Genomic DNA, 12609 nt, shown 5'->3' on the forward strand with positions numbered 1-12609 from the left:
CGGGCGGGGGCGGACAACCGCAGTTGCGCCGGGATGATACGCCGTGCGCCCGCGCTTCCGTCGCTCAGAACCCCAGAAGGCTGCGAATATCTTGCGGCGTCGCCCCCTCGGCGCGGTATTTCGCCAGTGCGCGCGCATCGTCACGCTTGGCCAGCCGCTTGCCCTGATCGTCGCGGATCAGGCGGTGATGGTGATAGGCCGGGGTCGGCAGGCCCAGCAGGCGTTGCAGCAGGACATGGATCGCCGTCGCCGCGAACAGATCTTCGCCGCGCGTCACCTCGGTCACGCCCTGCGCGGCATCGTCAATGACGACCGAAAGGTGATAAGAGGTGCCGAAATCGCGCCGTGACAGCACGATATCGCCAACGGTTTCAATCATTTCCGCCGCTCTCCTCAGGTGGGTTCCGCCGTGGCGCGGCCCGGTCTCGTCAAAGCGGAGCGGGCCGGTGCGCGCCATGGCCGCGCGCATGTCCAACCGGATCGCGGCCTGTGCGGGATCATGGCCCCGGCCGCGACAGGTGCCGGGATAGACCGGCCCATCCGGCCCGATCGCCGGATCACCCTCTTGTGGCGCCGACAGGGCAGCCCGTATATCGCCCCGGGTGCAGACACAGGCATAGGCGAGGCCAGATTCTAACAATTTATCAGTGGCTTGTGCGTAGATGTTCAGGCGATCAGACTGACGCAATACCGGCTCTGGCCAGCGCAGGCCCAGCCAATGCAGGTCGTCGCGGATCGCCTGCTCATATTCCGCCCGACAGCGCGCGCGGTCGATATCCTCGATCCGCAAGAGAAAACGGCCATCGCCGGCGCGTTGCTGCGCCACCAGCGCGGCATAGGCATGGCCCAGATGCAGGGGCCCGGTCGGCGATGGGGCAAAGCGGGTTACTGCGCCGCCAGCCATTGCGTGAACGCATCCTTGGCGCGGTCGGTATAGGCCTTGTAGCGATCCTTGCGGCCACGACGGCCGCCCTTGGCGTCGATCGGCGGGAACAGCCCGAAATTGACATTCATCGGCTGAAAGGTCTTGGCCTCGGCCCCGCCGGTGATATGGGTCACCAGCGCGCCCATGGCGGTTTCGGGCGGCGGCGGCGGCAGGGTTTCGCCCTTGATTTCCGCCGCGGCCATGCGACCCGCGAGCAGGCCCATGGCCGCACTTTCGACATAGCCTTCAACCCCGGTGACCTGCCCGGCAAAGCGGATATTGGGCCGCGATTTCAGCCGCATCTGCGCGTCCAGCAGGCTGGGCGAATGGATGAAGGTGTTACGGTGAATGCCGCCCAAACGGGCGAAACTGGCGTTCTCCAGCCCCGGAATCATTTTGAAAACAGCGGTTTGCGCGCCGTATTTCATCTTGGTCTGGAAGCCCACGATATTATAGAGCGTGCCGAGCTTGTTGTCGCGGCGCAGCTGCACCACGGCATAGGCCTTTTCCTCGGGCTTGTGCGCATTGGTCAGGCCCACCGGCTTCATCGGGCCGTGGCGGAGCGTTTCGCGCCCGCGTTCGGCCATCACCTCGATCGGCAGGCAGCCGTCGAAATAACCGGCGGTTTCGCCGGCATGGAACTCGGTCTTGTCGGCGGCCAGCAGCGCGTCGATGAAGGCCTCGTATTGCGGCTTGGTCATCGGGCAGTTGATATAGGCCGTGCGTTCAGCCTCGGTTTCGCCCTTGTCATAGCGGCTTTGCAGCCAGGCCACGGACATGTCGATGCTTTCGGCATAGACGATCGGCGCGATGGCGTCGAAAAAGGCGAGACTGTCGGCCCCGGTCTCGGCCCGGATGCTTTCGGCCAGGGCGCCGCTGGTCAGCGGGCCGGTCGCGATGATCCACTGACCGTCGCGCGGCAATTCGGTGATCTCGCCCGCGGTTACGGTGATCAGCGGATGCTCCTTGATCCGGGCGGTCACGGCCTCGGCAAAGGGATCGCGGTCCACTGCCAGCGCGCCGCCGGCCGGCAGACGATGCGCCCGTGCCATTTCCATGATCAGCCCGTTGGCCGCCCCCATTTCCCAATGCAGCAGACCGACCGCATTGCGTTCGTCATCGTCCGAACGGAAGGAGTTGGAGCAGACCATCTCTGCCAGGCTGCCGGTCCGGTGGGCAAAGGTGCCGATGGCGGGCCGCATTTCGTGCAGAACGACCGGAACCCCGGCCTGAGCCGCCTGCCAGGCCGCCTCGGACCCGGCCATCCCGCCGCCTATGATGTGAAGTGTCTCGCGCATGGGCCGTGGGATAGACCCATGCGCGGTTCAGATCAAGGCAATGCGTTCCCGCTGCGCCGGATCGGGATAGGGACGGTATAGCCCCACCTCTACCTGGGCGATCATCTGGTGCATCTGGTCATAGAGCCGGCTGGCGCGGTCATCCCCGGCGCCCAATGTGGTAAAGGCGGCGTCGAGGCTGGCGAGATCGGCAAGGTCGATCTCCAGCAGGAAATCGGGATGGGCGCCGGCGGCCAGCCCGAACTTGCGCCGCATCAGGCGCCAGCCCTGCACCAGACCCAGGCCTTGCATATGCGCCATCCAGGCCTGCACCGCACTGGCAAAGGCCAGGGCGCGGGCTTCGGATTTCAGTTCGATCAGGCAGTGATAGAGGTTCATCGCGGCTCTCCCTTTCGGGTAGCAGAGCGCGATTCGCCTTGCCAAAAGATAAAGGCCGGGGCGCAACCCCGGCCTTTTTCAGCATTTCCTAGGCAATCAGGCCGCGTCGCCCTCATCGCCCTGATCGGCGACACGGGCCACCGACACGACCTCTTCGTCGCCGCCGGTGTTGAAGACCTTGACCCCGCCGGCTGAGCGCGAGCGGAAGCTGATCTGATCGACCGGCACGCGGATCGACTGCCCGGTCGAGGTCGCCAGCATGATCTGATCGGCCATATCCACCGGGAAGGAGGCAACCAGCGGCCCGCCGCGCATGGATTTTTCAAAGGCGGTGACGCCCTGGCCGCCCCGCCCGCGCACAGGATAATCGTGGCTGGATGACAGCTTGCCCAGACCTTTTGAGGTAATCGTCAGGATCAGATCCTCGGCCGCCGACATCTCGGCATAACGCTCGGGCGAGAGCTGGCCCTCGGCCACCACTTCCTCGTCATCGACTTCGGATTCGTCCTCAAGATTGCCGGCCATCAGCCTGCGCTGCTTGAGATAAGCCGCGCGTTCGGCGGGGTCGGCCTCGAAATGGCGGATGATCGACATCGACACGACGCGATCGCCCTCGGCCAGACGCACGCCACGCACCCCGGTCGAGCCACGCGACTTGAACACCCGGATCTCCGTGGTGGAGAAGCGGATCGCCCGGCCGCCGGCGGTCACCAGCATCACGTCGTCATTCTCGTCCGCGATGGCGGCATTCACCAGCGAGACGCCTTCGGGCAGGTTCATCGCGATCTTGCCGTTGCGCTTCACATTGGTGAAATCGCTCAGGTCGTTCTGCCTCACGTCGCCATCCGAGGTGGCAAAGACGATTTGCAGGCTGTCCCATTCGGGCTCTGGCACATCGACCGGCATCAGGGCGGCGATGGACACGCCCGCCTCGATCGGCAGGATATTGACGATGGCCTTGCCGCGCGAGGTGCGACCGGCCAGCGGCAGGCGCCAGCACTTCAGCTTGTAAACCATTCCATCCGTTGTGAAAAACAGCAGATGCGTATGGGTGTTCGCCACGAAAAGCGTGGTGACGACATCGTCTTCCTTGGTGGCCATGGAAGCCAGACCCTTGCCGCCGCGATTCTGGCTGCGGAATTCGGCCAGCGGCGTGCGCTTGATATAGCCGCCCGAGGTGATGGTGACGACCATATCCTCGCGCTCGATCAGATCCTCGTCATCCATGTCGCCGGCCCAATCGACGATCTCGGTGCGGCGGGGAATGGCGAACAGTTCCTTCACCTCGGTCAGTTCGGCCGAGATGATGCCCATGATCCTTTCGCGCGATGACAGGATTTCCAAGTAATCCTTGATCTTTGCGGCCAGTTCTTCAAGTTCGTCCGTCACTTCCTTGACGCCAAGCGCTGTCAGGCGTTGCAGGCGCAGGTCCAGAATGGCGCGGGCCTGGATTTCGGACAGGTTATAGGTGCCGTCCGCGTTGATCGTATGGGTCGGATCGTCGATCAGGCGGATATAGGCGGCAATGTCATGCGCGGGCCAACGGCGGGTCATCAGCTTTTCCCGCGCTTCGGCCGGGTCGGCAGAGGAACGGATGGTCGCGACCACCTCATCCACATTCGACACGGCCACGGCCAGACCACAGAGGATATGGCTACGCTCGCGTGCCTTGCGCAGTTCAAACGCCGTGCGTCGCGCCACAACTTCTTCGCGGAAGGTGATGAAATGGCTGATGAAATCGCGCAGCGCCAGGGTTTCGGGCCGGCCCCCGTTCAGCGCCAGCATGTTGCAGCCGAACGAGGTTTGCAGCGGCGAGAAGCGGAAGAGCTGGTTCAGCACCACATCCGGCGTCGCGTCGCGCTTCAGTTCGATCACCACCCGCACGCCGACGCGATCGGATTCGTCGGCGATATTGGCGATGCCTTCCAACCTTTTCTCGCGCACGAGGTCGGCGATCTTTTCGATCATCGCCGCCTTGTTCACCTGATAGGGGATTTCATCGACGACGATGGCCCAGCGATCCTTGCGCAGCTCCTCGATCCGGGTCTTGGCCCGCATGATGACCGAGCCGCGCCCCTCCAGATAGGCCTTGCGGATGCCGCCGCGGCCGAGGATCTGCCCGCCGGTCGGGAAATCCGGGCCGGGGATGATCTCCATCAGCCGCTCCGAGGACAGGTCGGGGTTCTCGATCATGGCCAGGCAGCCGTCGATCACCTCGCCCAGATTGTGCGGCGGGATATTGGTCGCCATGCCGACGGCGATGCCGCCCGCGCCATTGACCAGCATGTTGGGAAAGCGTGCGGGCAGGACGGTCGGCTCGCGGTCCTTGCCGTCATAATTGTCCTGGAAATCGACGGTATCCTTGTCGATATCGGCCAGCAGAAAAGCGGCGGGCTTGTCCATCCGCACTTCGGTATAGCGCATGGCGGCGGCGTTATCGCCATCCATGGAGCCGAAATTCCCTTGGCCATCAAGCAGTTTCAGCGACATGCTGAAGGGCTGCGCCATCCGCACCAGCGCGTCATAGATCGCGCTGTCGCCATGGGGGTGGTATTTCCCCATCACGTCGCCGACCGGACGCGCCGATTTGCGATAGGCCTTGTCATGGGTATTGCCGGTTTCGTGCATCGCATAAAGAATGCGCCGATGCACAGGTTTCAGGCCGTCGCGCAGATCGGGGATGGCACGGCTCACGATCACGCTCATCGCGTAATCGAGATAGGCCGTCTTCATCTCCTGCTCGATGGCGACCTGCGGCCCATGTGCGGGGCTGCGCGGAATTTCTTCCATGTTTTCCGTATCTTCCGGCTGATCGCTCACCCCGGCCCGCCTTTTCTGCTGCGAGGGCGCGCGCCCTCAAGATTTAGTTGGGCGCAGTATAGACCATCGCGGATATGGGGTGCAACCGCGCATCTGCCCGCAGGCGCGCCACGCGGGCAGCAATCTGTTTTCATTGAAAAAACACGATTCTGGCGCATGCTGGACTGGCTGACGTAACGCAAGAGGTCTGGTATGGATCATCAGGAGACGGAGCTGATGCTGCGCGGCTATGGGCTGACGACGGCAGAGCTTTATTACCGGATGCCGGATTTCCGGCATGTGCTGAACAGCTTCATCTGGCAGGATTACGATCTGGCGCCCGATTACCCGCGGCTGTTCCGCTTCATCGAGTTCTGGCAGGAAAAGATCGACGGCCCGCTGCATTCGGTGCGCTTCACCCATCGCAAGCTGATCGGGCCGGGGGAATGGCGCAATGTGGTGGCGGAACTGCCGCTGCCGCCGACGCGCCACTAGATCCGCGCGACAAAGGCCCGGGCCAGTGTCAGGCCGATCGCATCGGCCTCCGCCCCCTCGCGCGCTGCCCGCAGCGGGTGTTCCGCCTGCCAGCCGGGGCGCATCGCCTCGGTCAGATCGGGGAAGGTGCGGCTCCAGTCCGCCACCACGGCGCGGTTCGCCTCGAAATGGAACTGCGTGCCATAGGTCGCGCGGCCCAGCCGAAAGGCCTGATGCGCCACGCCGGGCGCCGTGGCCAGATGCACCGCGCCTTCGGGCAGGTCGAATGTGTCGGAATGCCACTGGAAGACCGGAAATTCCGCCGGCAATGCGGCAAAGACCGGATCCGCCGCCGCCGCAACGGTGGGCCGCACGCCACACCAGCCGAATTCCGGGTGCTGGCCGATATGGTTCGCCGCGCCAAAGCCGCGGGCAAGGATCTGGCTGCCCAGGCAGATGCCCAGCACCGCGCGATCTGCCTCGGAAAACGCCCGCATTCGCGTGGCCAGTTCCGCCAGATAGGGGTGGCGCGCATCGTCAAGCGCGTTCTGCTCGCCGCCAAACACCACCAGCGCGTCATGATCGGCCAGATCGGGCAGGCCGCCATCGGCAAAAGGGCGGAACTGGGTGATCCGCGCGCCGGCCTCGTGCAGCGCGACGCCGACCTGCCCGTGATGGGTGATGGCGGTGTTTTCCACGATGGCAACGCGCATGAAACCTCTCTCGCTCCGGCGTCTGCATCCTGCATGGGCCAGGCCGCGCCGCAAGCCCGGGCGTGACCCGACCTTGCCGCCTTTCTTCTTTTTCCAACTATCCGCAGGCGGGAAGCCTGCGCCGCAAGAGGGGGGGCAGACCGCCCCCCGGCGCCTGTCGAGGCGGCGATTCCGCTTGCACTCCGCGCCGCCCCGTGAAAAGGGGAACCGCCAAACGATCCCATCCCATGACCCGTGCAGGAGGCTCCCATGGAGATTCGCGAGGCGCTCACCTTTGACGATGTTCTGCTGGTTCCGGCGGCAAGCAATGTGCTGCCCTCCGATGCCGATACCTCGACCTTCGTGACGAAGGCGATCCGCATGAACATTCCGCTGCTCTCCTCGGCGATGGATACGGTGACCGAGGGGCGGATGGCGATCGCCATGGCGCAATCGGGCGGGATCGGGGTGATCCACCGCAATCTCGATATCGAGGCGCAGGCGCGTGAGGTGCGGCGCGTCAAGCGGTTCGAATCCGGTGTGGTCTACGCGCCGATCACCCTGCGCGCCGATCAGACCATGGCCGATGCCCGCGAATTGCAGGAACGCTACAATGTGACCGGCTTTCCGGTGGTCGATGCCGAGGGCCGCGTCGTCGGCATCGTGACCAATCGCGACATGCGTTTCGCCACCGATGACAAGACGCCGGTTTCGGTCATGATGACCTCTGACAATCTGGCGATTCTGCGCGAGCCGGTGGACCGTGATCAGGCGATCAGCCTGATGAAGGCGCGGCGGATCGAAAAGCTGCTGGTGACCGATGGCGCGGGCAAGCTGACCGGGCTTCTGACCCTGAAGGATACCGAGAAATCGGTCCTCAACCCCCATGCCTGCAAGGATGATCTGGGCCGGCTGCGCGTGGCCGCAGCCTCCACCGTGGGCGATGCCGGGTTTGAACGCAGCCAGGCGCTGATCGAGGCGGGCGTGGATCTGGTGGTGATCGACACCGCGCATGGCCATTCCGAAGGCGTGGCCCGCGCGGTAGAGCGGATCAAGAGATTGTCGAATACCGTGCAGGTCATCGCCGGCAACGTCGCCACCGCCGAGGCCACGCGCGCCCTGATCGGCGCGGGGGCGGATGCGGTGAAGGTGGGCATCGGCCCGGGCTCGATCTGCACCACGCGGATCGTGGCGGGGGTGGGCGTGCCGCAACTGACCGCGATCATGGACAGCGCCGGCGCGGCCGGGGACATCCCGGTGATCGCCGATGGCGGCATCAAGTTCTCGGGCGATTTCGCCAAGGCCATTGCGGGCGGCGCCTCTTGCGCCATGGTCGGCTCTGCCATTGCCGGCACCGATGAAAGCCCGGGCGAGGTGATCCTGTGGAACGGCCGCAGCTACAAATCCTATCGCGGCATGGGCAGCCTGGGCGCCATGGCGCGCGGCAGTGCGGACCGCTATTTCCAGAAGGACGCCGCCTCGGACAAGCTGGTGCCGGAAGGGATCGAGGGGCAGGTGCCCTACAAGGGGCCGGTTTCCACCGTCATTCACCAGATGGTCGGCGGTCTGCGTGCCGCCATGGGCTATACCGGCAATCGCACCGTGGCCGAGATGCGGCAGGGCTGCAATTTCGTGCGCATCACCGGGGCGGGTCTGAAGGAAAGCCATGTCCATGATGTGCAGATCACCCGCGAAAGCCCGAATTACCGGGTGGGCTGAGGCCCGCGCAGGAGGCTCCGCATGACCCCCGCCGCGCGACTTTCGGCCGCGATGACGATCCTTGACCGGGTTCTGGCCGGTATCCCGGCGGAACAGGCGCTGGTGAACTGGGCGCGCGCCAGCCGCTTTGCCGGTTCGGGTGATCGGCACGCGATCCGCGATCTGGTCTTTGACGCGCTGCGCTGCCGGCGCAGTTTCGCGGCACTCGGCGGGGCCGAGACGGGCAGGGGTCTGGTGCTGGGCGGCTTGCGGGCCGCCGGGATCGACCCCGCGCCGCTGTTCACGGGCGAAGGGCACGCCCCCGCGCCCCTGACCCCGGCCGATGACGGCGCGCCGCCCCAGGGGTTTGCCGCGCAGGATCTGCCCGATTGGCTCGGGCCCCGGTTGGCCGATGATCTAGGCGCCGATTTCGCCGCCGTGGCCGAGGTCTTGCGCCATCGCGCGCCGGTCTTTCTGCGGGTCAATCTGGCGCGCGGAACCTTGGCCGATGCCCAGGGCGCGCTGGCGGCCGAGGGCATCGCGACTGAGCCGCATCCGCTTTCGCCGACGGCCTTGCAGGTGACCGAGGGCGCGCGCAAGATCGCGGCCTCGGGCGTCTATGCCGATGGCCGGGTGGAGTTGCAGGATGCCGCCTCGCAGGCGGTGGTCGATCTTCTGCCGCTCAACGAGGGCGCGCGCGTGCTGGATTACTGCGCCGGCGGCGGGGGCAAGGTGCTGGCCATGGCGGCGCGGGCGCGGATCCGGGCCGAGGCGCATGACGCCAACCCCGCGCGGATGCGCGACCTGCCTGCCCGCGCCGCCCGTGCCGGGGTCAAGGTGACGCTGAGCGCCGCGCCGAAGGGGCCTTATGATATGGTGCTGACCGATGTGCCATGTTCGGGGTCTGGCAGTTGGCGCCGGGCGCCCGAGGGCAAGTGGCTGCTGACGCCCGAGCGTCTGGCGGGTCTTTGCGCGACCCAGGCCGGGATCCTCGATCAGGTCGTGCCGCTGGTGGCGCCGGGCGGGCATCTGGCTTATGCGACCTGTTCGCTGCTGGAGGCCGAGAATGGCGCGCAGGTCGCGGCCTTTCTCGACCGCCATCCCGGCTGGCAGCTGCGGCAGGCGCGGCGCTTCACCCCGCTGGAAGGGGGCGACGGTTTCTATGTCGCGGTTCTGCGCAATTCGCCTAAAGGTTGAAATCTCCGCGACCTTCGGCGCATGATGCGGTTAAGGGCGAGTTAACCTTTTGCGTGCCGAATGAACCCTGTGATTCTCGGAGGCGGAAATGGCGGGCGACCCCGTGGCAGGGCAATCGGGCAAAGGGCCGGACTGGGCGGCGCTTGTCGGCGCGGCACGCGGGCTCAGCCGCAATGTGTGGTTGCTGCTGGTCGCGGCGATTGCCTGCGCCATCGGGGTTCTGCTGGCGCCCGAGGCGGCGATCCGTGAAACGGCGGGCACGATCGGCATCACGCTGTGCATGGTGGTGCTGGTGGTGCGCGGCATCGTGTTTCTCGATGGTTTCGCCGGAAGGCGACAGGAACGCAGCCTTCTGCGGCTCATGGGTCATGACAGCGCGCCCTGTTTCGCCACCGATGGCAGCGGGCTGATCGGCTTTCAGAACGCTGCCGCCTGCGCGCGTTTCGGCGATCATGACGGCGCGACGCTGATCGCGGCGCTGCAAGATCATTTCGCCAGCCCCGCCTCGGTGCTGTATCGCCTGCAAAGCCGCGCCATGGCGCAGGGCTTCGCGCGCGAGGATGTCGTGACGCGCCGTGGCCATACCAGGCTGTCGGTCCATCGCATCGCCGCCACCCGTTTCCTCTGGCGGCTGGAGGAGTTTCTGGACAGATCCGGGGCAGGGCGCGGCGCCGATGCGCTCAGCCTGCCGATGCTGGTGTCGAACAAGTCGGGCGTGGTGCTTTTCTCGAATGAATCAATGCGCCGGCTCCTGGGGGTGCGGCCCAAGCGGCTCGACCGCGTTTTCGCGGCGCAGACCCTGCGCTCGGGCGAGGAGGTGGAGGTCAGCGCCGCTACCGGCCCCGTGCGCGCCATCCTGGCCGAGATCGAGGGGCCGGGTGAGCGGCGCGAGATTTACCTGCTGCCGGTGCCGGCCAGCACGGTGCAGCCCGCGCCCGCCGATTTTGACGCCTTTCCGGTGGCCTTGTTGAAATTCGCCCCCGACGGCACGCTGCGCGCCGCGAACCGCGCCGCACGCGAGGCGCTGCATCTGGCGGCGACCGATAGCCCGGCCTTCCATGACCTTTTCGAGGGGCTGGGGCGCCCGGTCTCCGACTGGCTTGCCGATATCGCGGCCGAACGCATCCCCCCGGGGGCCGAGGTGCTGCGGCTGTGTCACGCCGAGTCTGACAGTTTCTTTCAGGTGGCGCTGCGCCGCTTTGTCGAGCAGGGGCGCCCGCAGGTTCTGGCCATGCTCAGCGACGCGACCGCGCTCAAGACGCTGGAGGCGCAGTTCGCGCAAAGCCAGAAGATGCAGGCAATCGGTCAGCTGGCAGGCGGAATCGCGCATGATTTCAACAACCTGCTGACCGCGATTTCGGGCCATTGCGATCTCTTGCTCTTGCGGCATGATGCCAGTGACCCGGAATATGCCGATCTGGTGCAGATCCACCAGAACGCCAATCGCGCGGCCAGTCTGGTCGGGCAGTTGCTGGCCTTCTCGCGCAAGCAGACGCTGAAACCGGCCCGGATCGACCTGCAAGAGGTGCTGTCGGATCTGACGCATCTGCTCAATCGGCTGGTGGGGGAAAAGGTCTCGCTCCGGCTGACCCATGCGCCGCTTGTCGGCCCGATCCGGGCCGACAAGCGGCAGTTGGAACAGGTGGTGATGAACCTTGTGGTGAATGCGCGCGATGCGATGCCCCAGGGCGGCACGATCCGCATCGAGACCGAGGCGCTGACGCTGCTCGATGATTTGCGGCGCGACCGGGCGGTGGTGCCGGCGGGGGATTATGCGGTGATCCGGGTGATCGACAGCGGATGCGGCATTCCGCCGGAGCGGCTGCAAAAGGTGTTCGAGCCCTTCTTCACCACCAAGCGCGTGGGGGAGGGCACGGGGCTGGGTCTGTCAACCGCTTACGGGATCGTGAAACAGTCGGGCGGCTTCATCTTCATCGACAGTGAGGTCGGGCAGGGCACGATCTTTCACCTCTATTTCCCGATCAATGACAGCCCCGACCAACCCGTCGCCGACCAGGCCGCGCGCCAGGCGCGCAACGCCGCCGCGCCGCGCAAGGATGGCGGGGTGGTGCTGCTGGTCGAGGACGAGGCGCCGGTGCGCGCCTTTGCCTCGCGGGCACTGCGGCTGCGCGGCTTTACCGTGCTGGAGGCCGATTGCGCCGAAACCGCGCTGGAAACCCTCCAGGACGCGCGGCTGGAGGTCGATGTCTTCGTGACCGACGTCGTCATGCCGGGGATGGACGGGCCGAGCTGGGTGCGCGAGGCGCTGCAAAGCCGCCCCAATGTGCGCACGATCTTCATGTCGGGGTATGCCGAGGACGGGCTGTCGGAAACCCAGGCGCGGATTCCCAACTCCGTCTTTTTGCCGAAGCCCTTTTCGCTTTCAGCCCTGACCGAGGCGGTGCAGGATCAGCTGCACTGACCCCGCTCAGCCGCCCTGCTGGCACAACCGGTCATACAGCGCGAAATCGGCTGCGGCGAACTGGCGCAGCCGCCGTTCCGTCGCCGGCTCAAGATCGGTCGGCACCTGGGGCGAGACATTGAGCCGGGGCAGGGTGATCTCGCAATCCAGCCGGTCTTCGAGAAATTCGATCAGATCCTCGATCCGCTCATATCTAAACAGCCGGTCCAGCCCGCGCTCGCCCTTGGCTTGCAGGAACTGCGCCTGCGATCCGACCGCGACGGCGGGGGGCGGCGCGTCGGAACAATAGAGCCGGACGAATTCGTCAAAGCTCATCCCCGTGGTGCTTTTGCGCGCGTCGCCCATCTCCTCGCGCTGGCGATAGCGATACCAGCTGCCCAGCCAGTCCAGCGGTTCGCGCATGGTGGCGATCAGGGTAAAGGGCTTGCCCGCCGCACTTTCAAGCCAAGGCCCGATGAAACGGTGATATTTGCGCACCGAGGCATGCTTGAGCGCCGGCGGTCGCTGGATCACCACATGGGCCATGGATTCGAGCGCGGATTCGATCGCCGTGGTGCCGGTCTTTGGGGTGGCCAGCATGGTAAGCTGCTGGTGCCAGAATACGAGCATGTCTGCCTCTTGCTGCGCCGCGCGCCGTTTTCGACGCCGGTTCCTGCCTTTGCGGGCCGATTTTTTTCAGGGGGGCCCGGCTGCGTAAACTAACTATTAACCCGGATCGGAAAAAGC

General features: G+C 65.7%; 10 protein-coding genes. 4 read left to right on the forward strand and 6 right to left on the reverse strand.

Annotated features, from left to right (window positions below; genetic code table 11):
- Positions 1-64: 64 nt before the first annotated feature.
- From gluQRS to gyrA, 4 genes are all read right to left on the reverse strand, one after another.
- A complete protein-coding gene (gene gluQRS / locus FOA17_RS13685; RefSeq protein WP_149142069.1) occupies positions 65-904 on the reverse strand; it encodes a tRNA glutamyl-Q(34) synthetase GluQRS in 840 nt (279 codons plus the stop codon).
- Positions 886-2223, reverse strand: a complete 1338-nt coding sequence (gene trmFO / locus FOA17_RS13690; RefSeq protein WP_149142070.1) for a methylenetetrahydrofolate--tRNA-(uracil(54)-C(5))-methyltransferase (FADH(2)-oxidizing) TrmFO — start codon at positions 2221-2223, stop codon at positions 886-888. The genes gluQRS and trmFO overlap by 19 nt, the downstream gene beginning before the upstream one ends.
- 27 nt (positions 2224-2250) lie before the next feature.
- Positions 2251-2601: a DUF6614 family protein gene (locus tag FOA17_RS13695; protein WP_149142071.1), complete on the reverse strand. Its 351-nt coding sequence runs from the start codon at positions 2599-2601 to the stop codon at positions 2251-2253.
- Between the two features lie 96 nt (positions 2602-2697).
- On the reverse strand, positions 2698-5391 hold the full coding sequence (gene gyrA / locus FOA17_RS13700) for a DNA gyrase subunit A (protein WP_149142072.1): 2694 nt from the start codon (positions 5389-5391) through the stop codon (positions 2698-2700).
- 222 nt (positions 5392-5613) lie between these two features.
- On the opposite strand from gyrA, the gene FOA17_RS13705 reads away from it, so the two are divergent.
- Positions 5614-5895 carry an usg protein gene (locus FOA17_RS13705; RefSeq protein WP_149142073.1) on the forward strand — a complete coding sequence of 94 codons (282 nt, stop codon included), beginning with the start codon at positions 5614-5616 and terminating at the stop codon, positions 5893-5895.
- On the opposite strand, the gene FOA17_RS13710 is transcribed toward FOA17_RS13705, so the two are convergent.
- Complete coding sequence (locus tag FOA17_RS13710; protein ID WP_149142074.1) at positions 5892-6587, reverse strand: type 1 glutamine amidotransferase; 696 nt, start codon at positions 6585-6587, stop codon at positions 5892-5894. The two genes, FOA17_RS13705 and FOA17_RS13710, sit on opposite strands and share 4 nt — an antisense overlap.
- Before the next feature lie 249 nt (positions 6588-6836).
- Here FOA17_RS13710 and guaB point away from each other — a divergent pair, with 249 nt between their 5' ends.
- The 3 genes from guaB to FOA17_RS13725 all read left to right on the forward strand — a co-directional run bounded on the left by guaB (position 6837) and on the right by FOA17_RS13725 (position 11883).
- Positions 6837-8285 carry an IMP dehydrogenase gene (gene guaB / locus FOA17_RS13715; RefSeq protein WP_149142075.1) on the forward strand — a complete coding sequence of 483 codons (1449 nt, stop codon included), beginning with the start codon at positions 6837-6839 and terminating at the stop codon, positions 8283-8285.
- Between the two features lie 21 nt (positions 8286-8306).
- Positions 8307-9461 (forward strand): RsmB/NOP family class I SAM-dependent RNA methyltransferase, encoded by a 1155-nt coding sequence (locus FOA17_RS13720; protein WP_149142076.1) that lies wholly within the window; start codon positions 8307-8309, stop codon positions 9459-9461.
- Between the two features lie 88 nt (positions 9462-9549).
- Positions 9550-11883 carry a hybrid sensor histidine kinase/response regulator gene (locus FOA17_RS13725; RefSeq protein WP_149142077.1) on the forward strand — a complete coding sequence of 778 codons (2334 nt, stop codon included), beginning with the start codon at positions 9550-9552 and terminating at the stop codon, positions 11881-11883.
- A gap of 6 nt (positions 11884-11889) precedes the next feature.
- Here FOA17_RS13725 and FOA17_RS13730 read toward each other — a convergent pair whose 3' ends face one another.
- Entirely contained in the window at positions 11890-12492 is a 603-nt protein-coding gene (locus FOA17_RS13730) for a hypothetical protein (protein WP_149142078.1), read from the reverse strand.
- Positions 12493-12609 lie beyond the last annotated feature (117 nt).

It is taken from the genome of Gemmobacter caeruleus (genome assembly GCF_008271655.1).
Taxonomy (GTDB): domain Bacteria; phylum Pseudomonadota; class Alphaproteobacteria; order Rhodobacterales; family Rhodobacteraceae; genus Gemmobacter; species Gemmobacter caeruleus.

What these genes read in the sequence shown, in the direction of transcription:
- FOA17_RS13725 (WP_149142077.1), top strand. Translation starts at nt 9,550, where the DNA reads ATGGCGGGCGACCCCGTGGCAGGGCAATCGGGCAAAGGGCCGGACTGG.
- FOA17_RS13695 (WP_149142071.1), bottom strand. Translation starts at nt 2,601, where the DNA reads ATGAACCTCTATCACTGCCTGATCGAACTGAAATCCGAAGCCCGCGCC.
- FOA17_RS13720 (WP_149142076.1), top strand. Translation starts at nt 8,307, where the DNA reads ATGACCCCCGCCGCGCGACTTTCGGCCGCGATGACGATCCTTGACCGG.
- FOA17_RS13705 (WP_149142073.1), top strand. Translation starts at nt 5,614, where the DNA reads ATGGATCATCAGGAGACGGAGCTGATGCTGCGCGGCTATGGGCTGACG.
- trmFO (WP_149142070.1), bottom strand. Translation starts at nt 2,223, where the DNA reads ATGCGCGAGACACTTCACATCATAGGCGGCGGGATGGCCGGGTCCGAG.
- gyrA (WP_149142072.1), bottom strand. Translation starts at nt 5,391, where the DNA reads ATGGAAGAAATTCCGCGCAGCCCCGCACATGGGCCGCAGGTCGCCATC.
- FOA17_RS13730 (WP_149142078.1), bottom strand. Translation starts at nt 12,492, where the DNA reads ATGCTCGTATTCTGGCACCAGCAGCTTACCATGCTGGCCACCCCAAAG.
- guaB (WP_149142075.1), top strand. Translation starts at nt 6,837, where the DNA reads ATGGAGATTCGCGAGGCGCTCACCTTTGACGATGTTCTGCTGGTTCCG.
- FOA17_RS13710 (WP_149142074.1), bottom strand. Translation starts at nt 6,587, where the DNA reads ATGCGCGTTGCCATCGTGGAAAACACCGCCATCACCCATCACGGGCAG.
- gluQRS (WP_149142069.1), bottom strand. Translation starts at nt 904, where the DNA reads ATGGCTGGCGGCGCAGTAACCCGCTTTGCCCCATCGCCGACCGGGCCC.